Source organism: Metalysinibacillus jejuensis (assembly GCF_003057615.1).
Taxonomy (GTDB): Bacteria; Bacillota; Bacilli; order Bacillales_A; family Planococcaceae; genus Metalysinibacillus; species Metalysinibacillus jejuensis.
Window position 1 is genome coordinate 69,354 of record NZ_QAFW01000005.1, and the last position, 24,182, is coordinate 93,535.

Sequence of the window (24,182 nt, forward strand, 5' to 3'; positions counted from 1 at the left end):
TCCTTTTACTTTCTATACACGTAATTTGAAGTACGTAAACTTTCGCCATAGTGCTTCAAGTGGTCCCTGGTTAAATTTACGCAACCATAAATCAGCAATTACAACTTGAACAATAAATATGGTTACTGCAATTACAACCCCTGACTGTACGTTAATCTTACCATACAAGCCGAAACCAAACCCATAAAATAATACAGACAAAATAACCGATTGCCCAATATATGTCGAAAGTGACATGCGCCCGACTGTAGCAAATGGTGTTAGTAACTTAGCGACAGTTGGCAACAAGCAAAGTGAAACGATAATACTCGCGTAGCCAATCGCCGTTAACGGGCCGCCGACATACGTTTTAATATACTCTAAGAAAAACGTACGCTCCTGTAAAATGGATAGGTTTTTTAAATAAATACCGAGTGGGAACGTAGTGACGGCTAAGCCAATCCACAGCCATTTTACTTCACTAGCACGCTCGATTAGCTTGAGCTTACTCGCACCTGCACCGAGCAACATATAAGGGAAAATCGTAAATAAGCCGAAAAACCACATCACGCTACTATTTTGAACAGCTAAATCTATCATACGCTGATCAAAAATTTCCAGCCATGTGCCTGTACCGTAAGCTGCTAACGCCTCTCCAATGCCGACGATGTTCGCATAATACACATCATCAACGACACCTGGTGACGAAAATACAATCATAAATAATTGAATGACACCGTTCCATGCGAAGGCAAGTAAAAATAAAATAAACGGTGGCATGCGTAAAAATAACAATAACAATGTGCCAAACACCGCATACATCATTAAAATATCACCCCACCAAATGAGGATGGCGTGTAATAAACCAATAATAAAAAGTCCTACCATGCGGCGTAGCCCTGTCGACCAAAAGGGTTGATCATTAGCATGTGCTTTTTGCCATTGCATCGCGAGCCCGTAACCAAACAGCATCGCAAATAATGGATAAAAGCTACCTTGCACATAAATATCGAGTAGTTGATGCCATTTAATATCACTTGGCAGTGTGAACCACGAGCCTAAATCAATATGAGGTAGCGGTAAATTAAACGCTAGCAAGTTAACGAGTATAATGCCGAGTAAACTAAAGCCACGTAAAATGTCGAGCGTTTTATTTCGTGTCTTTGTAGGTGTTGGTGTAAGTTCCACGTTTCTTCCTCCTAACTATCATTACTATTCATACTACAACAAATCTCGTATACATAGGCAACTTTTGCTTAAGAAAAATAGCGCTACCTCAACGTCAGGTAGCGCTATTTATTATATACGTATCGCTTGTTGCGTACGCACCGCATATACGTAAACATGACTAATCGTAATACCTAAAATAGCTTCTAGCGCTTGGCGGTAAATGGTAAGCTGTTGTGCATGGCGCTTTTTCATCTCCGCTTCAACATCATTTGAGACATTATCCGTCTTATAATCAATAATGCTGTAAGAACCATCGGCTTCTTCTACGATGACATCAACGATACCTTGTAAAATTTGAGCATCACCATCACTATCTACGACACGCCACGTAAACGGTTGCTCACGCAGTATGCGCTTTGCCTCCATAAATGTTTTGCCAAGTGGCGTCGCAAAGAAAGCGGTAATCCACTGAGGTTCTACGGCGTCTTTTTCGGTCGCTGTCAGCAACTCACGCTGATATAACGAAGAAATTAGTGTGAGTGCTTCTTCTTCACTGTGCACACCTTGCTGCGGCACATGTTGCATAATCGTATGCACCGCTGTCCCTAACTCGCCTGCACTTAACGTTTTCGCTTGCATAAATTTAGGGCGCTCCGCTTTAGCACTTTGCGTGTTCGTGTAGATTGGCGTAAATGTTTCTTCTTGTTCTGCCAATGTGCGCAGTCGTTTTTGTTCGGTCACCGATGTTTTCGTACGTTTTCTCGTCGCACGTTCATAGGCGTAACGATAACCGAAACGCTCATGTAATACCTCGGTGTAAGCATCGTATGCTTGTTGATCAAATGCCTTCTCCTGCGCTTCGCTTTCAATTTGTTCACGCGCTGTAATCGTAACGGACGTCATCTGCCAAATCGAAGGATCCACCCTATCACCCGCTTCACCTAATGTAAACTGATGATGCCTTGCTACAGCAGGGACAATCCAATCTAAATACGTTTTTGCTGAAGCGCGCAAATACGTCGGCAGTAGCGGTGTTTTAACATGTTGCGCTTCACACCACTTAGCCATTGCTTGTTCGTACTTTTTAACAGAACCTACTAAAATCAAACGCTCTTTGGCGCGCGTCATTGCTACATATAAAATACGCATTTCCTCTGAACGAATTTCAAGACGCTTCTTTTCACTTAAAGCGACATAAGGTAATGCCTCAAACATAATGCGTTCTTCAGGGTCAACCGCTTTGACCGCTAAACCGTAGTGTTGATCAAACAAATACGCATTTTGTAAATCTTTTTGATTAAACCCTTTACCTAAAGCTGCTACAAAAACGACTGGGAACTCTAAACCTTTAGAAGAGTGAATCGTCATTAAACGCACGACGTCTTCCTGCGCACCAATCGCACGTGCTGATGATAAATCATCCCCGCGTAAACGCATGCGGTCGACAAAGCGTAAGAAGCGGAACAAACCACGGAAAGAAGTTTTTTCATACGCTAAAGCGCGTTCATGTAGCGCTCGTAAATTGGCTTGGCGTTGTTTGCCGTTTGCCATAGCACCGACCATGTCGTAATAATTTGTATCGTTATACACTTGCCAAATTAAATCTGCAAGTGAGCCTCGGCGTGAGAGTTGACGCCATTTTTCAAAGTTAACAAAAAAGGTCGTTAACTTACGTGCCGTTTGCGGCGCAATGCCACTCTGCTCTTGGCTAATAAAGGCTTGTAACGCATCATAATACGACGTCTTTTTATTAGCGAGACGAATATGTGCGAGCTCATTTTCGGTCAATCCAATAAAAGGTGCGCGTAGCACGGAAGCTAACGCAATATCTTGATAAGGATTGTCGATACATTTTAACGTATTCATCATGACCATTACTTCTAGCGATTCAAAGTAACCGCCTGGCGTTTCAGCATATAATGGAATATTAGCTTGTTTAAACGCCTCAACTAATTCATTTGACCACGTCATAGAGCGTGTAATAATGACAATATCGCGATACGTAAGCGGTCGCTTCGTGTTCGTTTTTGTATCAAACACCATCGTCTCCTCGCGCATTAATTGCTGAATGCGCTGCACGATGTAATGGGCTTCTTGATCTTGTTTCGTTAATGTGTCATCAGCATCTTCATTGTCTTGCTCGATAATCGCAAGCTCTACAGGCACCGTTATTTCATCGTACGTAGCACCTACATGTAAGGCGGCGTTGTCGTCATAATTTACATCGCCAACGTCCTTGCCCATAATTTGCGAAAAAATAAAGTTGGTAGCTTGTAAAATTTCTTTACGGCTTCGGAAGTTAGCATTTAAATCAATGCGCATCCCCGTATCCGTTGGTGCACTCGCAAATTGTTCATATTTAGCGATAAATAAGCCAGGTTCAGCTAATCTAAATCCATAGTAGAGTAGGCGCGTTCGCACCCCTCTCCGAACCGTACGTACACCTCTCAGCGTATACGGCTCTCCACTTATAAACGAACGATTTTTTTTCGTATGTAGTAATCGTTTGCTAACATTTACTAAGAAACCGTAAGATGCCTTGCGCATCATCTCTCGTAAATGGCAACGTTATAAGCTGCTTTCCTTCGCCGTGTAATAGGCTTTCCCTATCTCAGACTACTACGAAAGCTCCGTTACCTTATGCAGTAATTGCACTTAGGTAATCCCCATTTAGTATAAAATAGTTAGGCGCGATGGTTTGTCGGAAGGAACGTTCATCCTTTACTTGATAAAAGCTGTGTTAATCGTTTAATTGTACACACGTAAGCATCTCTACGTGTTACACGATTAAAGCTAGGGCGCAAACGGTTACCTAGCTGAGAAACATTGCCCCACTCGGACTGTTCTTCAAGCAGTTTAGCCTTCTTCCTCATAACCTTCTTTTTCATCTTGCCATTTAGTCGTAGCTTTCCGTTTAAGCTAACTTATGACGTTACCGACATGCTACACTCCCCTAGTCATTTCTGCGCTAAGATAAGTCGGTTGATGATAACTCTGTTGTTAGCACAGCCTAATTGTGCATACTATTTTATCCTTATGGGCGCACGATGCTCTGTTTAATATCGCCAACCATAAAGAGGTTGCCGTCTGCTTCCTGGCCGCTTTTTACAAGCTGTAATAATGTTTCTTGTAAAATATTTACGTCTTGGTACTCATCGACAAGCACCTCATGAAATTGCCTTTTATAATCAAGGGCAATTGGTGATGGGTGTACAACACCATCTACACGCTCCGTTAAAATAGCCAGCGCAAAATGTTCTAAATCCGAAAAATCAATGACGCCACGCTTGCGTTTTAGTGCGCTAAACGTTTCGCCAAAGCGCTGTGTCAACGTACAAAGTGTTGCTAGTAAAGGCTTCATTTGGCGCATTTCTTCAAGTAATCGCGCTTCACTACGCACAAAATACCCCTCAGCAATCGCTTTAAATTGTTCACGTATATCTTTATATAACGCTTGACCTCGTAGTTTTAACGCTTCCTCAACTTGATGGGTTTTCGTAATGCGTGGCAGGTTCGCAATTTCTACCTGTTTAAAAAATTGATATAGCGTTTCCCACGAGCCTTGTTCTACTAAACTGCGCGCTTCTTTAATTAAGGCTTGTGTCTCTGGCAAAACTTTTTGATAAGGATGAGGACCACCTGGCAACTCGCTATTATCACGAAAGCTTACATAGAGAGCTTCCATCGCTTCGACGCGGCGTAACATCGCCTCACGTATAATTGGTGTAAACGGTAAATCATCGATATGCGTAACATTATCCACATCATATAGCGCCACAATATTGGCTAGCCATACATTTGGATCTGCATGGACACGTGACATCGTATAGAGCTTTTCAATTAAAATTTCCATCGCTTGGTCATTACGGTCAGACGTAAAGCTATCAATAAGACGAAATACAGCCTCGTCACCTTCTTGATATACCGCTTCGAGTAACGCTGCTAACGCATCATCTTTAATGAGCGCAATTTCGTCTTCGGTTGCAATACGGAATCCTGGGTCAATGTCTAACACGTAAGCGTACTGCTTGACGATTGTTAAGCAAAAGGAATGCAGTGTAGAAATTTGTGCTTTATTTACTAAGCTTTGCTGGCGGCGCAAATGGTTACGCGTCTCATCTGTGGCGTTCGCTAGTGCTTCATCTAAAGCTTTAGCTAAACGCTGACGCATTTCGGCTGCAGCTGCATTCGTAAACGTCACGACTAATAATTCGTCGACGTTAATTTTTTGCTGGATTACTTTTTCAATCATACGTTCAATGAGCACAGCGGTTTTACCCGAACCTGCTGCCGCAGAAATGAGCGTATCCTGTCCCTTTGTGTAAATGGCTTGCCATTGTTCGTCCGTCCAGCTAACACTTGTCGGTTTCGTTGGTATCATTTGCTACATCCTCCTTTATCGCTTGCAGTGCTTCGGCGCGCTTATACTTCGGTAACTTGCGGTATTGTTGCTTACCATCTGTCACATCAAACTGACAGAGCGCTTTATAAGCACAATATTCGCAACTCGTACGCGTGCTATGTTCAAACGGTGCAATCCGAATATCCCCTTGCCAAATAGCATTGCCCGCTTCCTGATGTTTGCGCCTAGAGAACTTGCGAAGATCGTCAAAATCTTGTTCGCTAATCGCATAGGATGTCGATGCAAGTTGTTTATTGGATTTATTAATTTTGACTGGGATAATTTTTGAAGGTTCGTACTGTTCGAGCGTATTATCCATGTCGAGTAACACTTTTTTATCATCTGTCACAAAGCCGCTTAATTTAAATTCACTTAGACGGTCACTAGCGATACGCTCTTGCGAAACTTCTTCGGCATATTTTAATAAAGGGTTTTGGATATGCATGTAGAGCATACCTGCTGGTAAACCTTCTTGTTGCAATAAAACTTCGGCATTGCTTAGCGCCACATCTAAATACGTAATGACTTGCAGGGACAAACCATGATAAAGCTCAGATAAATCTACATCGCGACTCGATGACTTATAATCGATAACGCGTAAATATTTTTTGCCGTCAATAGTCGTAGCATCGATGCGGTCAATGCGCCCTTTTAACTGTAATTTTTTATTATGAGCTAATGCAAATTCTGGTGATACGAGCTTTTCGCGCGGACCGAATGCCGCTTCAATCGCGATTGGGGTAAATGCGCTGTATTTCGCTTGCTCCCCAATGGCATGCAATGTGCGCTTTATAACGCGCAACAACTTTGTTTCGATATATTGGTAGCGCGCACTCGAGCGCAAAATATTATGCACTAATAACGGTGCCATTTGAGCCATCGCAGTAGTCGCTAATTCATCGAGCGCCGCTTTACTAAGCGCTGACCATGATAGCTGCTGTTGCTCAACATGCTTGGCTACGTAACTTAACACTTCGTGGAATAAATCGCCGATTGTATAAGCTTCTAAGCGATATTCTGGTCGTTCTTCTAGCTTTAAGCCATAGGTCGCAAAATAAGAAAACGGACAACTATAAAATTTTTCAATGCGCGAGATGCTCATCACAGGTGTTGCTTGATACAAGCCTTCCACAACATTTAATTGTAAGCGCTCTGCCTCATTCGTTTGTTCGAGTGGACGCACAGTACGTAAAAACACGTCTCGCCATAAATCACTCGCGACGTAGTAGTCATACAACGCTTGCCACGCTTCTGTTAGCGGTGCTTGCTGTTGCAATTGACGCATCATATACGCTAGCGCTGGGCGCGGATGGTATAAATAGCTGAGTGGCTCTACTGCTGTCGCTAATTCTGTAGGATCTACTGCGACACGCATGACGTGAACATCCGTGAGCATTTTTTCGAGCTTATTTACATAAAGCGATGGTAATAACGCCTTACTCTCTTCATCTGCCGTCGCATACGTTACATATAAATAGGTACTCGGGCTCACAAAGGCGCTATATACTAAGTAATCTTCTTGCAGTAAGCGCTTCGTTGACGTTGGCGCTAATTCAAAGCCCGCTGCCGTAATATAATCACGCTCATTATCTGACAATAAACCTTCGTACTCGATCTTTTGTGGGTATATCCCTTCGTTAACACCGATAACAAATGTTGCAGTAATGCCTAATAATCGCGCTAAATCAACCGTAGCTACTTGCACTTCATCTAGCGTAGGGGGAATGCGAGCAAACTCTGCTGCTTCAAGCCCTTCATCAAGCAGTGCCACCATTTCTTCTAGCGTCATCGGCTCGTCACCAAACATCACAACGAACTGGTCTAACACCGCTACTAACTCGCGCCATGCTTGTTCGTGCTCATCTGCAAATTGCAGTTGGTATTGCTCACGCTCATAATCGCGCATGACCATTAATTTATCGTATAGTTGCATTTCTTCCATAAATACAAATAGCGCTGTCGCATAATCACGCCCTGTTTTAGCTTCTTCAAATTTGTTCTGTAAATTAGCAAGTGGCGTACGCACTATATCGCGCGCTGCTTCGATTTCGCCTTGCATACGCAAGTCTTCATCGGTTTGTTTACGCGTATGGAAAGCAAGCCCACGGTACTTTTTATAAAACCAGCGGCTATCTTCAAACCAACGTTTGCCGTAAATCCCATAAGCTAAGCAGAAGTTTTCTAAACGGTCGCCACGTTCACGCCATAGTGCCATACCTTCATGCGACGTTAACGGAAAGAATAAATCTGTTTTCACTGCTCTAAACATAGGTTCATACTGCCAATCATTGACGAGCGCCTCTAAAACCGAGCGGGTAAACTCAATTAATGGATGGTGCAACATCGGCTTTTTCGTATTGGTGAACACTGGAATTTGATACTGCGGAAAAATCGTCGTAATAAGCGGATCATAAACCGCTGCCTGACGATATAAAATAGCAATTTCGTTATAGCGCACACCTTGTTGTGTCAATTTAACAATTTCACGCGCTATCGCATGAACTTCAGCTACGCGGCTCGTCGCCTCGATAATTTGCACATGGTCTTGCGCTGCTGCTGAGGTCGGTTGATGTTGCTCAAATTGCTGTTCGATATGCGCTAAAGCGGGTGATGTAAAACGCTCGCCCGCTTCGCAGTGAATGACAGGTGCAACTGGGATATTATGTTGCGCCGCAATGTCGAATAAGCGCTGTGCTGTATAAGCTGCTTCATGAAATAACGCTTGGTCATCATTTGCTTGCTCGATTGTTTCAAATGGTAAGGTAATGTACACATCTTTTGCTTGCTGCATTAATGCGGTAACGAGCGCTAACTCGCGTGCCGTAAATGCGGTAAAGCCGTCAATATAAATGGTCGCATTGCGAATCGGTGCATACGACGCAAGATGTTCGGTCAATAGCGGGTAAAACCCTTCACTATCGATATATGTTGTGCCTAAACGCTGTTCAAGTGTTTCCACAATAACCGTTAAGTCTTTCACTTTGCTAAGCAATGTGTGTGGTGCACCACTTGCCGTTAGCGAAGCATAGAGCGTATGCATCACTTCACTCGTAATGGCGTAGCGGCTAAACTCTTGCAGCAGCTGTTCGATTTCTTCGGTAAAGCCTCGCTTACCTGCCGCTTGTCGAAATAGCGAAAACTCCTCTTTATGCGTAAGCAGTAGTTGACGGATTAGCATGCGATAACCGTAGCCCGATACTTGCTCACGCGCTACGCCACCAATTTGCTGTAAAATATACCAAGCTAGCCGCTTAAACGTTAGTACTTGTGCACGCACTAAGCCTTGCACATGTTCGTTGCTCGTTAAGTTATACTCCGTGGCATACGACATTTGGTCAGGTACAATAACAAAAATTTCATCCCCAAGTGGCGCGCGCGTCAGTTCGTTCGTTACAGCTTGCTGCAACCACTTTGTTTTACCTGAGCCCGATCGCCCTTTAATGACATGTAAGGTCATATATTCTCCCCCTTTTCCAATAGTATACATTGAACTACTCGCCACTTAACACCTTTTCGGGTTATTTGAAGTGGACAATTTTTGGGAAAAAAGCGTACTTATCAGTGTATTTCTTTACCGACAAAGTCGTCTCTTATTAACCGAGCTATCCCCGAAGCTCTCTAGCGTGATAGTTGAATAGATGTAAACTTGCCTAGCATAAAATAAGAACAAACATTCCCTTTTCGTTAAATTAATAATATCATGAAGGTCTGAATTTGATAACCAAAACCTTTTTCTCGCCAACCGACATTCACCTCTCTGTTATTGTGGGCGTTTCCCTACACGCAAATAATAAAAGACCCATCCTTTATTTTTCGGATGAGTCTGTCTGTTGTAAATCTCGCGCTACACGCTTATTTAATTGACGTTCGGCAAATTTTCCGATGGCCCATAAAATGATAATCGCTAGTAGCGCTAGTACCATTTTTAACGGGCTTGTCAGTAATGCGCGTAAATCATGCCCTATAAAGCTCATCGAAAAAATCATGACGAACTTTCCGGCAGCAAGCACGATTAAATAATATTTTTTACGAATATTTGACAGCCCCGCTACGACATTGACAATAACAGAAGGCGTAAATGGTAAACATAACAGCACAAATAAAGGGCTTAAGCCGCGCATATCTACCCAGCGAATGAGCGATTGCACACGCTCCCCACCGACGATACGTTGCATTTTAGGGTGGCGACCAAAGCGGCGCACGAGTAAAAATACAAGATACGAACCGAGTACTGTGCCTAGCCACGATAATAAAAAGCCAAAGCCTAAGCCAAAAGCACTCGCATTTGCGACGACAAAAACGACGAGCGGTAAAAATGGCAAGAAAGCTTCAATCATCGGAAACAAGATGCCGACTAAGGGACCGAGTTGTTTATATTGCTCCGTTAAGTGTTCTACATTGTCGATGGTAAACCATTCATTCATCGTTCTCTCACCTGATTTCTCTCTCAATTTGCACCGCACATTGCATAACATGCGGTTATTCTATATAATCTGAAAATACTAACTATTGCTAGAAAGTGAGCTGACATAATTGACAACGACTGCATCCGATGATTCATTTCTTCAAGGCATTAAAGATTGCCTTCCTACTTTATTTGGCTATATTAGTATTGGTTTAGCCTTTGGCGTAGTAGGTGTAGCCTCTCATTTAAGTGTACTCGAAATCGCCTTATTATCGATACTCGTATATGCGGGCTCTGCACAATTTATTTTTTGCGCCTTAATTTTAACCGGGAGCCCAGCTTCGGCTATTATCCTTACAATTTTTATCGTAAACTTACGCCATTTATTAATGAGTTTATCACTTGCGCCGTTTTTTACGAAGTATAGCGTCCTACGAAATATTGGCTTTGGCACGCTATTAACAGACGAAACATTTGGTGTGGCAATGACAAAATCTATGCAAAATGGCAAGCTATATGGCAAATGGATGGACGGCTTAAATATTACCGCCTATACGTTTTGGATTGCCTCTTGTACAATTGGCGCTTTTTTAGGGCAATGGGTTGCACATCCCGAGAAATGGGGTTTAGATTTTGCTTTAGTAGCGATGTTTATCGCGCTGCTCGTTTTGCAACTCCAAGCGGTCGGCAAATCGAAAGTAATGCACTACTGTAAGCTTATCGTTTATATGGGGCTCTTTATGTACGGGCTGTCATTTATCATGGCATCGCACGTCGCAGTATTAGTCGCTACGGTAGTCGTTGCAACGATTGGGGTGTTAACTGAATGACAATTTCTACTGAAATGTTATGGCTTATTATAGGATGTGCGATCGTCACGTGGTTACCGCGCATTCTTCCTTTTATTTTTGTGCGTGCGCTCACTTTGCCAGATGTCGTCTTGCGCTGGCTCGGCTATATCCCTGTTTGTATTTTGAGCGCACTCGTCTTCGAAAGCTTACTAGATACGAGCGGTCCTATCGTATCGTTTCATTGGTCAAAAGTGCTAACCTTCGTGCCAACGCTCGCTGTTGCACTCCTAACGAAAAGCTTATCGCTCACAGTCATTACAGGTGTTGTAGTAATGGCGCTGGTGCGCTTTATGTTATAAAAAAACCTCAAGTAAAGTAGCATACACTACTTGCTTGAGGTTTTTTAGCGTCGACGTCCGTGTGGATCTGCCGCCAGAATCCCGATGCGATAATGATCTTCCGCAAAAATGGCTTGTTGCGTTTGCCGTACTTCTTGTCGGTAGTCCATCACTTCTAATTTACAGTAAGCTGCGTTAATTTGAAGCGCTTCGTACAATTCATCTTCATTCGTTACAGGTTGACCGTTCACTTTAACGATGCATTCCCCTAACTGTAAGCCCATGCGCTCTGCTGGCGAATCAGGTAGCACAGCTGCAATCATAATACCTTTAGCACTCGGCGCTACCGCATAACTATCCGCGCGCTCTCGCCATACGAAGACAATGCTTAATGCCATACGTAACACTACGCCGATACCGATAACAACATAAAACATAGCCGGCACATAATAGACGATAACTGCGCTCGCTACTAATAGCACACCTAACGTAACGACCGCTTTACCATAGCCATTAAATACGTCCGTTGGCATACGTCTACGCGATGTCATTGCCGTACCGATAACGAGTGGCACGAGTACAATCGAAAAATCACTCGCACCTAACGTAAACTGCGGCCAGTAAGGTAATACCGCTTGCAACGGTCCACTCGGCACGACGATAGCGATAGGCAGTAGCCATATTTTACGTAGACGGTAAACGATGGCATGCAAGCCGCGCTTCGTCTTTTGCAACACTGGTGTTAAGCCATGTGCATACGTTTTACGAATTAACGTACCTTCAATGATGAGTGCTAAACCTGTCACTAAGACGATAGGCACGAGCGCACCTGTAATGACGCCGTCCCCTAAATACGTCGGCCATTGTTGCCAGTTAACGAGCGCCATACTACCGAGAGCAAGCGCTACCGTATACATAGGCGATAAGCTCGCTACGACGAATGTTAAGCTAAGTACGAACGTGGCGAACGTCACATATAATAAAAACGTAGTAGGTACGACTAAACCTGCACCGACTGTAATAAACGATACAATGAGCGCATAGCCGAGGCTTTCTTTAATGGCGCTTTTTACTTCTGTGGCACCGTGCTGGATGCGAATATGAAAGTGTGAACGCTCGCGTTTCACACGGCGATACCCTAACAGCACAGCGAGTAGCAAGGTAGTATACACAACGGGATTAATGATAAAGCGACCGAGCGCAGTCGCCAGCATTTCGAGATAAGCCATACGTGTTAGCACGCCTCCTTCGTATCACAAAATTTTGTCATATCTCATTGTACCAAAAAAGCATGGTCTCGCACTACCTACGAAAGAAACGCAGCGCTAAAAAAAGCGACGAGCCATTGGCCGCCGCTTAATTAATTCCTTCTACATAAGTTTCTAATAAATCTTCGTTCATCGGTCCGATAATCGAATGTTCGATTTGCCCGTCAGTATTTAAAATAAAAGTAGAAGGTATCGTAATGACTTGATACGTTTTTGCTAAACTGCCGTCTTCATCCATCGGTACAGGGAACGTAATGCCGTAGCTTTGTAAAAACTTTTCGACAAGGCGGTCGCCCTTTTCTTCACTCGTTAAGTTAACAGCTAAAATTTCGAAATTTTGTTCTTTCGCTTTTTTCTCATAATACTTTTGCATATGTGGCATCTCCGCTTTACAAGGTGGGCACCAAGAAGCCCAAAAATTTAAAATAACTTTTTTGCCTTTATAATCACTTAACGTTACTTCTTCGCCATCGACTGTCGTTAATGTAAAGTCAGGCGGTGTATCCCCTTTTCGTAAACCTGTTTGTTTATAATTAAGGTCCATCGCTTTACCGAGCAAAGATTCGTTAATTTCTAGCTCACGGTCTTTTGCCATTTGTTGCTTCGTATAGGTAGCTACCGCAATGACGAGCAACGCGACAATAAGCAACATGCCGATATTTTTTTTCATATTACTTCAACTCCTTTTGCCATTTCACTACAGCAAGTGTTGCCACAATGGTCAACAACCAACTCAGCTGCTGTGTGAGCGCTACGGGCTGCAATAGCGCTATTATAAAATGAAGCCCCATAAATCCTTGTAATGTAGCAATCGTTGGCTTACGTACGACCATGAGTAACGCGATGCTACTTATAAATAGCGTTGTTAGCTCAATCCACTGCGCATTATCATTTACTAACACCATTATAATTTGATAGCCGCTCTGCGTTAAAGCGATTGCCCACGCACTTGCCGCAAAAGAAAACGTCGCACGCTTACGATACGCCTGCACGAATACCGCTAAGCTTGCGAGCACGACACCTAGCTTGCCCCCATTAAAATATAAAATCGTCAGCGGTTGCTGAAGCACCATCTTAAAATCGGTCAAAATGACACTAAACTTCCATACTAAAATAAAGGTCAGCACAAAATCGCTATACTGTGCACTCGCTGTTTTAGAAAATTGGCTACGTAAAATAATGCCCGTCAATATAAACGTCAACACTAACGCTAACCACGGTGAGGGGAAACTCATTTTACCGATACTATAAATTGCTGTAATGTTCATGCCCGCGCCCCTTTCAATCGTTATTACCATAGCATACAATTTTTTAACGTTACATTAAGTTGCTCAAAAATAGCGATCCTGCTACTAAAGCGCATAAAAAAACAGATGACGAAAAAATAACTCATTTTTCGTCACCTGTTAGTTTGTGCTTAAAAAGGAATATAGTACATCGGATTAATATTGTTAGCACGTTGACCTTGCCACGTTCCTGTATGCAACTCAAAGTGTAAGTGTGGCCCTGTAGAGCGCCCTGTCGAACCGATGCTACCAATTTGTTGTCCTTTTGTTACCGTTTGTCCTTGCGACACGCTAAAGCCGCTTAAATGCGCGTAAACTGTCGTATAAATTTGCCCTTCAATCGAGTGCGTTACCATAATTAAGTTGCCGTACGTGCTCAGTGGTGCCGCATGAGAAACGACACCGTCTGCTGCTGCAACAACAGGCGCGCCGTAAGGGCTACCAATATCTAAGCCGTAATGGTATTCATTACCTTCACCGATATTACGCCAACCATGCCCTGAAGTAATAGGACCTGATGACGGGCGTGTCCACGTACCTGCTGATGTAGAAGGTAGCGGTGCAGTCGGCGCACTCGCACCTGGTGATGGTGCACTTTGTGCCGCTGCTTGAGCCGCTTGTTGTCGTGCAATTTCAGCGATGCGCTCTTGCTCCGCAACAATTTTGCTTTGTAAGGCTTCACTTAAGTTTACCGCTTCATCATGTGCAACTTCGAGTTGTTGACGCTCTTTTTTCAGCTTAGCTTCGGCTTCTTCTAATGAAGCAATTTGGCGGTCTTGCTCTGCCTTTTGCTCGGCTAATTTTGCTTTAACGCTTTCCGCTTCTGCTTTTTTCGCTTCAAGCGCCGCTTTACGTTGTTCCATCTCTGCTTTTTCGGCTTCTAAACGCTCACGGTCTGCTTCTTGTTCTTCGATAATTTTACGGTCGGCATCGATGAGCGTATTAACGGCCGTAAAGCGATCAATAAAGTCTGTAAAACTACTTGAGCTAAGCAGCACATCAATATACGTTACTTTGCCACGCGCTTGAACTGCACGCGCACGGTCGGCTAACAATAAGTTACGCTCTTCGATTTTACGCTCAAGCTCTGCAATTGACGCTGCTAATGTGTCAATCTCTTGATTCATTACAACGATTTCATTCGCTAATGTCGCAAGCTTTTCGTTCGTTTCGGCAATTTCTACCGTTAACGCCTGCACTTTTTCTACCGCAACGCGTTGCTTCTCAATATTGGCTTGCAACGCTTTATTTTTATTTTGAATCGTCGCATCAAGCGAGTTCTTTTTTTGCTCGACTTGTTGCTGTTCATTTTTTAAATCGTTTAAGTTTGCTGCACTTGCCATCGGTGCTTGTGCCATGATAAGTAATGCCGCACTAGCTGTCACAAGTCGCCAACTTTTTGTCCATCGTTTCTTTGTCACTTGCTAAACGCCCCTATCCTGTTAAATCTTTAAAAACTTACGCATTGATATAAAGCTACCGAACATACCAATAATTACGCCTAGCGCAATTAATAGCGCAGACACTTGGTAAATTAATGGTGAGAAGCTTTGTAATTGCAATAGCTCCCCTTTTAAATTTGGTGAAATAGACTTATGCACATTGTAGTAAAGTACTGCTACTACGGTTACAGGAATAACAGAGCCAAGTAGACCTAACCATGCACCTTCTAGTAAAAACGGAATACGTACGAAGCTGTTCGTCGCTCCTACTAATTTCATAATTTCGATTTCGTCACGACGTGCAAAAATCGTCGTACGAATCGTGTTAAAGATTAAAAATACAGCCGTTAGCAACAAGCCAATAATTAATACGAGACCTGCATTACGGCTCGTATTTAACACTTTAAATAACTTTTCGACTTTGCCTTTGCCGTAGTTAACTTCCGCTGTATATTCAAATTTATCAATTTTCTTTGCGACATTTGCCGTTTCTTGCGGGTTGATCGCTTTGACATAAATCGCATTACGGAGCGGGTTGCTTTGCTCATGTAAAACAAAATCATCGCCGTAATCTTTTATGACTTTTTTCAGTTCTTCGTCACGCGAAGAATATTTGACGTCTGTAATATCTGGCAACTTTTTAATTTTTGCTAGCAGTTCCCTTTCTTCTTTAGAACCTGCTAAGTCATCAATTAAAATTTTAATTTCGACATCATTTTCAATATCATCGGCTAACTTGTTTAAGTTGGTCATAATCAAAGCAAAAACCCCGACTAAAATGAGGGTTACCGTCACCGTGCCGATCGAGGCAAAGGTCATCCACCCGTTTCGACCGAGCGACTTAAAGCTTTCGCGGAAGTGACGGCTTAGCGTTCTACCTTTCATAGCCGTATTCACCTCCAGCTTCGTCGCGCACAATAATACCGCCCTCAATTGCAATAACGCGGCGGCGTGCGGTGTTAACGATTTCTTTATTATGGGTAGCCATGACAATCGTTGTACCTTGCGCATTGATTTTTTCAAATAAATGCATAATATCCCATGATGTATCAGGGTCAAGGTTACCTGTTGGCTCATCGGCAATTACGAGTTGCGGCGTGTTAATAATCGAACGTGCAATCGATACACGTTGCTGCTCACCGCCTGATAATTCGTGCGGGAACATGCGCGCTTTATGCGACAGCCCTACGAGTTCTAGCACTTCCATTACGCGCTTACGAATTTTCGTAGGCTCTTCCTCTGTTACTTCTAACGCAAACGCGATATTTTCGTAAGCGGTTAAACGTGGCAATAGTTTAAAGTCTTGGAACACTACGCCAACATTGCGTCGAAATTGTGGCACTTGACGATTTTTTAATGTTGATAAATCGATACCATTAACAATAACGCTACCTGTTGTAGCTTTTTCTTCACGGTACATTAACTTAATAAACGTTGATTTCCCTGCACCACTCGGACCGACAACATATACAAATTCGCCGGGCTTAATATGAACAGAAATGCCATTTACCGCAACGACGCCATTTGAATACTTCTTCGTTACATTTTTCATTTGTATCATTATGTCTGTACTCCTTCAGTTCTTTTAAATTCTTATAGTATTATATCATTCCTACTATTCTCTGCTATTACAATTAGATTTCATTATATTTCGTTGTTGCAACGTTTGTATTGTAGTATATAAGCGTTTTGCTATCTTTGCCATAAAAACATCCTAAAAGTACCAAAATTGATTTTTGCATAGCAAAACGCACCACCTTCTTTTACGAGGGTGATGCGTTAGTAATGAGAGCGTGCTATTATTCTGTATCGACGATTGTCGTATAGCGCACTAAAATCGTGCCTGTTTTTGACGTACCTTCGATAAATAATTTATGTGCATTCTCTACATGTTTTGTAAAGTGCAATGTTTTAGAAAACAGCTGATCTTGTGAAGCAACTTGGTCAACGTCAGCTAAATTAACATCTAACTTGCCCATATTTGTTGCTAATTTACCACTTAATGCGACATGGCTCGGCACGTAAACTTCCACCGTACCTGCTACCGTTTCCGCTTCGACTTTGCGCGCATTTTTAGCATACGTTGTCACGGCGATTGCACCGTTAATTGACTTCGCTTCGACTTCCTCTACCGCGCCGTCAATGTAAATGCGACCGTTCAGCGTTTCAGCTTCAATTTCTTTACCGCGTACGTCGCGTAGCTCAATCGCACCATTTGACGTTTTAATCTCCGCATCCGCAAAACGTACATCATGTGCTTTAACAGCGCCGTTTAATGATTTCACGCGCAATTTGCCCGCTTCTACATCATGTAAGCTCACACCACCGTTAACGAAACGCAGTTTTAATTCGTCGTATTTTTTACGTGGTAAATAAAGCGTTACTTCGATTTGCGACCATTTCGCGTCTGTAATAATACGCAGCGATTGCTGTTGTGTATCCACCACATAATTGGATAAGAAACGTTGCTTTGTCGTCTCCACATCATTATCTAATGGCGTGCGCACATTCGTTACGATGCGAATGTCATTCAGCTCTGCTGGCTCAATTGTTAAGCTACCGTTCGGTAAATCGACATACACTTGACGCACGTCGTCACCGTCGAATGTTTTAACATCTTGGAAACTCACTTTTTCACCGAGTGGGAACGGTGTCGACATATCCATATCTTTAACTTTATCCACAGTTTTATTAAATAAGTCCATAAACACCGAACCGATTTGTGTCATATCTTTGCGGAATGTTTTTAAATCTTCTTCAAAGATGCGCTCAAAAGTTGGTTCTTCTTTCGTTTTGCTTTGTTTAGCTTGTTTGTCAGCAGCGGGTGTTTGCTCCGCCGTTGTTTTTTCTAGTGCTTCTAATAACGTGATTGCTTCCTCCACCGCTAACTTACCCTCAGATACCATTTGTAAAATACGTTCTTTTTCAGTTTGCATACTATAAAGCCTCCTCACGATTTGTCTATTACTATTTACGTTACTGCAGGAAAAAAGTTTCACTTACTTTTTTGTAAGCACTTGGCGCAAGTAACGTCCCGTATGTGATGCCTCAGTTGCTGCGATTTTTTCTGGCGTACCGGTCGCAACGATCGTACCGCCTTTATCGCCACCTTCAGGCCCTAAATCGACGACGTAATCGGCCGTTTTAATCACATCTAAATTATGCTCAATAACGAGCACGGTGTCGCCATTATCTACAAGGCGCTGCAATACCCCGAGCAAACGCGCAATATCATCTGCGTGTAAACCTGTCGTCGGCTCATCCAAAATATAAATGGACTTACCGTTCGAACGCTTATGCAACTCAGATGCTAGTTTAACGCGCTGCGCCTCACCTCCTGATAGCGTAGTAGCAGGTTGCCCTAATTGTATATACCCTAATCCTACATCGACAATCGTCTGCAATTTACGTTTAATTTTAGGAATGTTTTCGAAAAAGGCGAGTGCATCTTCTACAGTCATACCTAATACATCCGAAATGTTTTTGCCTTTATACGTCACTTCTAACGTTTCACGGTTATAACGCTTACCATGACAAACCTCGCAAGGTACGTATACGTCTGGTAGGAAGTGCATTTCGATTTTAATGATGCCATCGCCGCGACACGCCTCACAGCGCCCGCCTTTGACGTTAAAGCTAAAGCGTCCCTTTTGATAGCCGCGCACTTTTGCTTCATTCGTTGAGGCAAAGACATCGCGCACATCGTCAAACACACTCGTATACGTCGCAGGGTTAGAGCGCGGTGTGCGTCCGATTGGAGATTGGTCAATATCAATAACTTTTTCGAGCTGCTCAATGCCTTTAATTTCTTTATGCGCACCTGGCTTTGCTTTAGCGCCGTTTAATTGTTGAGCGAGCGTTTTATACAATACTTCATTGATGAGCGTTGATTTACCTGAGCCTGAAACACCCGTAACTGCAATAAACGTGCCGATCGGTAAATCGACTTTAACGTTTTTTAAGTTATTCGCTTTAGCACCAACAATCGTTAATTTACGCCCGTCCCCTTTACGACGCTCTTTTGGTACAGGTATCGCTTTTTTGCCGCTTAAATATTGCCCTGTTAACGATGCTTCGTTATTCATTACTTCTTGCGGTGTGCCTGCCGCAACAATCGTCCCGCCATGCACGCCAGCACCAGGACCAACATCTATTAAGTAATCTGCCGCCATCATTGTGTCTTCGTCATGCTCTACGACAATGAGTGTATTACCGATATCACGCATGCTTTTTAACGTGCCAATTAAGCGGTCATTATCACGTTGGTGAAGCCCGATAGAAGGCTCGTCTAAAATATAAAGTACACCCGTTAAGCGCGAGCCAATTTGCGTCGCTAACCGAATGCGCTGTGCCTCGCCGCCTGATAGTGTACCTGCGGCGCGGCTAAGCGTTAAATAATCGAGCCCTACGTTAACGAGGAAGCTTAAACGCTCGTTAATTTCACGTAAAATTAAGCGCGCAATTTGGTAATCTTTATCGGACAATTGTAAATTCGCAAAAAATGCGACCGCTTCTACAATCGAAAAAGCTGTTACCTCACCAATATGCAAGCCCGCAATTTTTACAGCGAGCGTTTCTTTTTTTAAGCGGTACCCTTTACACGCTTCACAAGGCTGTTCTGTCATATATTTTTCCATTTGTTCGCGCACATAGTTGGAGCTCGTATCTTTAAAGCGGCGCGCTACGTTAGGGATGACACCTTCAAAAGGCACGTCTTTCGTACGCACATCGCCGTATTCATTTTCAAAGACGAAGCGAATTGTTTCGCCGCCTGAGCCGTATAAAATTTTATCAAGCTGTGCTTTCGGTAGCTCGCTTACCGGTACGTCTTGCGGAATGCCGTAATGCGCACATACTGCCGCAAGCAGCTGCGGGTAATACTGCGAACTCGTCGGCTCCCACGGCGCAATTGCGTGCTCAAGCAATGTTTTTGTTGGGTCTGGAATAATGAGCGACTCGTCCACTTCTTGTCGCATTCCTAAGCCATCACATGTCGGGCAAGCACCAAACGGGCTATTAAACGAAAACATGCGCGGCTCTAATTCACCAATGGAAAAACCACAAATGGTGCAGGCATGATGTTCGCTAAATAATAGCTCCTCAACGCCCATAACGTCTACAATAACGCGACCGTCTGCTAAGCGTAGCGCCGCTTCGAGCGAATCGCTCAAGCGCGATGCTACACCTTCTTTAACGACGATGCGGTCAATAACAGCCTCAATCGTATGTTTTTTATTTTTATCAAGGGTAATGTCGTCATCTAAATCGCGTAGCTCACCGTCTACGCGCACACGCACGAGCCCTTGTTTTTTTAAGTCGTCTATTACTTTAACATGCGTACCTTTACGCCCTTCTACAATGGGCGCTAAAATTTGCAGGCGCGTTCGCTCTTCATACTGCATAATGCGGTCGACCATTTGCTCGATCGTTTGCGACGCAATCTCCACGCCGTGCGTAGGACAAAACGGCTTACCGACGCGCGCGTAAAGTAAGCGCAAGTAGTCGTAAATTTCCGTTACGGTACCAACGGTTGAACGCGGATTGCGACTCGTCGTTTTTTGATCGATGGAAATGGCAGGCGATAGCCCTTCAATCGCATCGACGTCTGGCTTATCCATTTGTCCTAAAAATTGACGTGCGTAGGCAGACAGCGACTCTACGTAACGTCGCTGCCCTTCTGCGTAAATGGTGTCAAACGCTAATGACGATTTGCCCGAGCCTGATAAGCCCGTAATTACAACGAGCTGGTCTCTAGGAATCGTCACGTCGATATTTTTTAAGTTGTGCGCTCTTGCACCTTGTACGACGATTTCGGTATTTTTCAAATCGTTCTCACCCTTCTGCTTGTAGCTCTACTATCGTATCTCTCAGCTCGGCCGCACGCTCATAATCGAGCGCTAAGGCAGCTTCTTTCATTTCTTTTGTAAGGCGCTCAATTAACTGTTTGCGCTCTTTTTTCGTATATACTTTGCGCGCAACATAGCTTTCTTCGCCATCTGCCACTTGCGTTGCACGTATAATATCGGGTATCTTTTTAGTAATCGTAGTTGGCGTAATACCGTGCTTTTCGTTGTAAGCGATTTGGATTGTACGGCGACGCATCGTCTCAGAAATCGCTTTATTCATCGAGTCGGTCATTTTATCGGCATACATTATAACTTGACCGTGTGCGTTACGCGCTGCCCGCCCAATCGTTTGAATTAAGGAGCGTTCAGAGCGTAAAAAGCCTTCTTTATCTGCATCGAGTATGGCCACTAACGAGACTTCAGGTATATCAAGCCCCTCACGCAATAAGTTAATGCCGACTAACACATCATATGTGCCTCGGCGCAGCTCGCGTATAATTTCGATACGCTCGAGCGTTTTTACCTCAGAATGCAAGTATTCTACTTTCATACCCATTTCTTTTAAATACGTCGTTAAATCTTCTGACATTTTTTTCGTTAACGTTGTAATTAATACCCGCTCATTCACTGCAACACGCGCATTAATTTCATCAATTAAGTCATCAATTTGCCCTTCAATCGGTCGCACATCAATCGGCGGATCTAATAAGCCTGTCGGACGAATGATTTGCTCTACCATTTCAGGCGTATGTTCAATTTCATAAGGACCTGGCGTAGCCGACACATAAATAGCCTGCCCTACTTTTTGTTCAAACTCCTCAAATTTTAACGGGCGGTTATCGAGCGCCGATGGCAGACGAAAACCGTGATCAACTAACACATTTTTACGCGCTTGGTCACCGTTATACATGCCGCGTACTTGCGGTAACGTAACGTGACTTTCATCGACAATGAGTAAAAAGTCGTCTGGGAAGTAATCGAGTAAAGTGTAAGGTGTTGCACCTGCTTCACGCAATGTTAAATGGCGTGAATAGTTTTCGATGCCTGAACAAAAGCCCATCTCTTTCATCATTTCTAAATCGTAATTTGTGCGCTGCTCTAAGCGCTGTGCTTCGAGTAATTTATCTTCTGCACGCAATACTGCTAGACGCTCGGCTAACTCCTGCTCAATATTAGCAATGGCTAGCTTCATTTTTTCTTCGCGCGTAACGAAGTGGGATGCTGGGAAAATCGCAACGTGTTCACGTTCGTTTAGCACTTCACCCGTCAATGCATCAATCTCTCGAATGCGGTCGATTTCGTCACCAAAAAACTCCACACGAATACACTGCCCATCCCGTGAAGCTGGAAAAATCTCGACCACATCGCCGCGCACGCGAAACGTACCGCGCGTAAAATTCATATCATTGCGCTCATATTGAATATCCACGAGCTTGCGCAGCAGTTGATTGCGCTCAATTTCCATGCCGACGCGAATCGAGACGACCATTTCGCGGTATTCTTCTGGCGAACCTAAGCCGTAAATGCAAGAAACAGACGCCACAATAATCACGTCGTCGCGCTCAAATAAAGCTGACGTCGCTGAGTGACGTAGCTTATCAATTTCGTCGTTAATGCTCGCATCTTTTTCGATAAATGTGTCGGTTTGGGGCACGTAAGCTTCTGGTTGGTAATAGTCGTAGTAGCTTACGAAATACTCCACCGCATTATTTGGAAAAAACGCTTTAAATTCACTATATAATTGCCCGGCTAGCGTCTTATTATGCGCCATCACGAGCGTAGGTTTTTTTACTTGTTGAATGACATTAGACACCGTAAACGTTTTACCCGTACCTGTCGCGCCGAGTAAAGTTTGATGTTTTTTTTGCAAGTTGATGCCTTCCACAAGCGCTGTAATCGCTTGTGGTTGATCACCACTTGGCGTGTAGGACGATTGTAAATCAAAATCCAACGCAACCATCTCCCTCATATTTGTCAGTTAATTGTAACATAACGCTGTTAAAAGTGCGAACATACGCTCCATGCAACGCGTAAATTGTTTAAATTGTACGTAAATGAATCGTATACAGTAGTTTTTTACCCGAAATGGCCTATTTTACGCCGATTTTGTTAATTAAAGCACGTTTTTTGCATTTTACGGCGTTTGACATTTCGTTCGCAATATGTCCTATGAATATTTAATTAGCTATACTTAATCAAACTAAAGGAGGCATCACATATGAAATCGAATTATCTTATCTCATTTGATACTTTGTTAATTACACCGACGTTAGTTGAAGGCAAGTTAGCATCACAAATTATTGATAAAAATTTGGAGTGTGTCGTATTACGTAAGCCCCTTTATTTAATTCGTAAAAGTTGCTTAACACTTGGGCTGTCCTATGAAATGGCACGCAAAAACGCCAAAAACTTTTTCAGCAATCAGCACAAATTGCCAATTGTTATTTCGCATCAATACGGCATGCCGTGCATCTTTTTCCCTACATTATCGCCGTCTTCTCCGCACAATAGTTGGGTTGGCTTACATGCGGTAAAACGCATCGATCCCTCACCTGAAGGCTGCGCGCTCACCTTAACGACTAATCAGCAGCTGACGTTAGACATTAGCTACACAACAATGCTTAAACAATATGCCAATGCTACCTTGCTGTACCGCCATTTTAAAAAGGAACAACAAGTGCTCGTGCACGAAGCATTTTTCTAAACTAAAAAGTACAGCCCCCTCTTATGAGAAAGCTGTACTTTATCAAAAATAGGCGAGAATACTCCCACCTCAAGGAACGTGAAGGGCGTAGCCCAGTGAGTAGGTGGGAGATGAATCGCCTTCGGACAAGGGGTAGCTTACTTGCTATCTCGATTGTCCGACTGTTCGAGTGCTATCTGTAATAGATGAAAAATAGTTTGTGTACGAGTTCCAAAACCCTTTTTCTTTTTGTATGCGTCCACTCTATCTAAAAGAATTTTAGGAAATCGTAATACGACTGATTGTTTTTCCATGTTTTCACCTCCAAAATAATATAAAATGAATATCAACTATGATATAATATGTATATCATAACACACAGGGAGGTGAAAGTCATGTTGGTCAATAAAGCATATAAATTTCGTATCTATCCAAGCAAAGAACAAGAAATACTGATTGCTAAAACAATCGGTTGTTCTCGTTTTGTATTCAATCATTTCCTCGCAAAATGGAACGATACTTATAAGGCAACAGGAAAAGGTTTGACTTACAATTCGTGTTCTTCTCAATTA

20 protein-coding genes are annotated in these 24,182 nt (G+C 43.2%); 4 read left to right on the top strand and 16 right to left on the bottom strand.

Annotated elements, in window-relative coordinates; genetic code table 11:
* Positions 1-12: 12 nt before the first annotated feature.
* The 6 genes from DDE80_RS03370 to DDE80_RS03390 all read right to left on the bottom strand — a co-directional run bounded on the left by DDE80_RS03370 (position 13) and on the right by DDE80_RS03390 (position 9,975).
* On the bottom strand, positions 13-1,167 hold the full coding sequence (locus DDE80_RS03370; protein WP_108306271.1) for a DUF418 domain-containing protein: 1,155 nt from the start codon (positions 1,165-1,167) through the stop codon (positions 13-15).
* A gap of 111 nt (positions 1,168-1,278) precedes the next feature.
* On the bottom strand, positions 1,279-3,570 hold the full coding sequence (addA, locus tag DDE80_RS03375; RefSeq protein WP_161952258.1) for a helicase-exonuclease AddAB subunit AddA: 2,292 nt from the start codon (positions 3,568-3,570) through the stop codon (positions 1,279-1,281).
* A gap of 293 nt (positions 3,571-3,863) precedes the next feature.
* Positions 3,864-4,022 (bottom strand): hypothetical protein, encoded by a 159-nt coding sequence (locus DDE80_RS15105; RefSeq protein WP_161952259.1) that lies wholly within the window; start codon positions 4,020-4,022, stop codon positions 3,864-3,866.
* A 161-nt stretch (positions 4,023-4,183) separates the two neighbouring features.
* Positions 4,184-5,530, bottom strand: coding sequence for a UvrD-helicase domain-containing protein (locus DDE80_RS03380; protein WP_108306273.1), 1,347 nt, complete (start codon positions 5,528-5,530; stop codon positions 4,184-4,186).
* Complete coding sequence (gene addB, locus DDE80_RS03385) at positions 5,502-9,008, bottom strand: helicase-exonuclease AddAB subunit AddB (protein ID WP_108306274.1); 3,507 nt, start codon at positions 9,006-9,008, stop codon at positions 5,502-5,504. Before addB ends, DDE80_RS03380 begins: the two co-directional genes overlap by 29 nt.
* A gap of 349 nt (positions 9,009-9,357) precedes the next feature.
* Positions 9,358-9,975, bottom strand: coding sequence for a TVP38/TMEM64 family protein (locus DDE80_RS03390; RefSeq protein ID WP_108306275.1), 618 nt, complete (start codon positions 9,973-9,975; stop codon positions 9,358-9,360).
* Between the two features lie 109 nt (positions 9,976-10,084).
* On the opposite strand from DDE80_RS03390, the gene DDE80_RS03395 reads away from it, so the two are divergent.
* Positions 10,085-10,786, top strand: a complete 702-nt coding sequence (locus tag DDE80_RS03395) for an AzlC family ABC transporter permease (RefSeq protein ID WP_108306276.1) — start codon at positions 10,085-10,087, stop codon at positions 10,784-10,786.
* Complete coding sequence (locus tag DDE80_RS03400) at positions 10,783-11,106, top strand: AzlD domain-containing protein (RefSeq protein WP_108306277.1); 324 nt, start codon at positions 10,783-10,785, stop codon at positions 11,104-11,106. The genes DDE80_RS03395 and DDE80_RS03400 overlap by 4 nt, the downstream gene beginning before the upstream one ends.
* Positions 11,107-11,150: 44 nt before the next feature.
* Here the strand turns inward: DDE80_RS03400 and DDE80_RS03405 are convergent, their stop codons facing one another.
* The 9 genes from DDE80_RS03405 to uvrB form a co-directional block, all read right to left on the bottom strand.
* Positions 11,151-12,326, bottom strand: coding sequence for a PDZ domain-containing protein (locus DDE80_RS03405; protein ID WP_153060864.1), 1,176 nt, complete (start codon positions 12,324-12,326; stop codon positions 11,151-11,153).
* 115 nt (positions 12,327-12,441) lie between these two features.
* Positions 12,442-13,023 (bottom strand): peroxiredoxin family protein, encoded by a 582-nt coding sequence (locus tag DDE80_RS03410; RefSeq protein WP_108306279.1) that lies wholly within the window; start codon positions 13,021-13,023, stop codon positions 12,442-12,444.
* Position 13,024: 1 nt separating this feature from the next.
* Positions 13,025-13,621, bottom strand: coding sequence for a hypothetical protein (locus tag DDE80_RS03415; protein ID WP_108306280.1), 597 nt, complete (start codon positions 13,619-13,621; stop codon positions 13,025-13,027).
* Between the two features lie 149 nt (positions 13,622-13,770).
* Positions 13,771-15,060, bottom strand: coding sequence for a murein hydrolase activator EnvC family protein (locus tag DDE80_RS03420; protein WP_235612266.1), 1,290 nt, complete (start codon positions 15,058-15,060; stop codon positions 13,771-13,773).
* Between the two features lie 21 nt (positions 15,061-15,081).
* A complete protein-coding gene (ftsX, locus tag DDE80_RS03425) occupies positions 15,082-15,966 on the bottom strand; it encodes a permease-like cell division protein FtsX (protein ID WP_108306281.1) in 885 nt (294 codons plus the stop codon).
* The gene (gene ftsE / locus DDE80_RS03430; protein ID WP_108306282.1) at positions 15,956-16,642 is read right to left on the bottom strand and encodes a cell division ATP-binding protein FtsE; all 687 of its coding nucleotides are present in this window, start codon (positions 16,640-16,642) and stop codon (positions 15,956-15,958) included. The genes ftsX and ftsE overlap by 11 nt, the downstream gene beginning before the upstream one ends.
* 238 nt (positions 16,643-16,880) lie before the next feature.
* Positions 16,881-18,017 carry a DUF4097 family beta strand repeat-containing protein gene (locus tag DDE80_RS03435; protein WP_108306283.1) on the bottom strand — a complete coding sequence of 379 codons (1,137 nt, stop codon included), beginning with the start codon at positions 18,015-18,017 and terminating at the stop codon, positions 16,881-16,883.
* Between the two features lie 63 nt (positions 18,018-18,080).
* Entirely contained in the window at positions 18,081-20,906 is a 2,826-nt protein-coding gene (uvrA, locus tag DDE80_RS03440) for an excinuclease ABC subunit UvrA (protein WP_108306284.1), read from the bottom strand.
* 7 nt (positions 20,907-20,913) lie between these two features.
* Complete coding sequence (gene uvrB, locus DDE80_RS03445; RefSeq protein WP_427901791.1) at positions 20,914-22,878, bottom strand: excinuclease ABC subunit UvrB; 1,965 nt, start codon at positions 22,876-22,878, stop codon at positions 20,914-20,916.
* Positions 22,879-23,145: 267 nt separating this feature from the next.
* On the opposite strand from uvrB, the gene DDE80_RS03450 reads away from it, so the two are divergent.
* Entirely contained in the window at positions 23,146-23,631 is a 486-nt protein-coding gene (locus DDE80_RS03450) for a competence protein ComK (RefSeq protein ID WP_108306286.1), read from the top strand.
* Between the two features lie 137 nt (positions 23,632-23,768).
* On the opposite strand, the gene DDE80_RS15255 is transcribed toward DDE80_RS03450, so the two are convergent.
* Complete coding sequence (locus tag DDE80_RS15255; RefSeq protein ID WP_201261480.1) at positions 23,769-23,924, bottom strand: hypothetical protein; 156 nt, start codon at positions 23,922-23,924, stop codon at positions 23,769-23,771.
* Positions 23,925-24,005: 81 nt separating this feature from the next.
* On the opposite strand from DDE80_RS15255, the gene DDE80_RS03455 reads away from it, so the two are divergent.
* Positions 24,006-24,182: helix-turn-helix domain-containing protein (locus DDE80_RS03455; RefSeq protein WP_153060862.1), on the top strand; the 177-nt coding region annotated here is incomplete at its 3' end.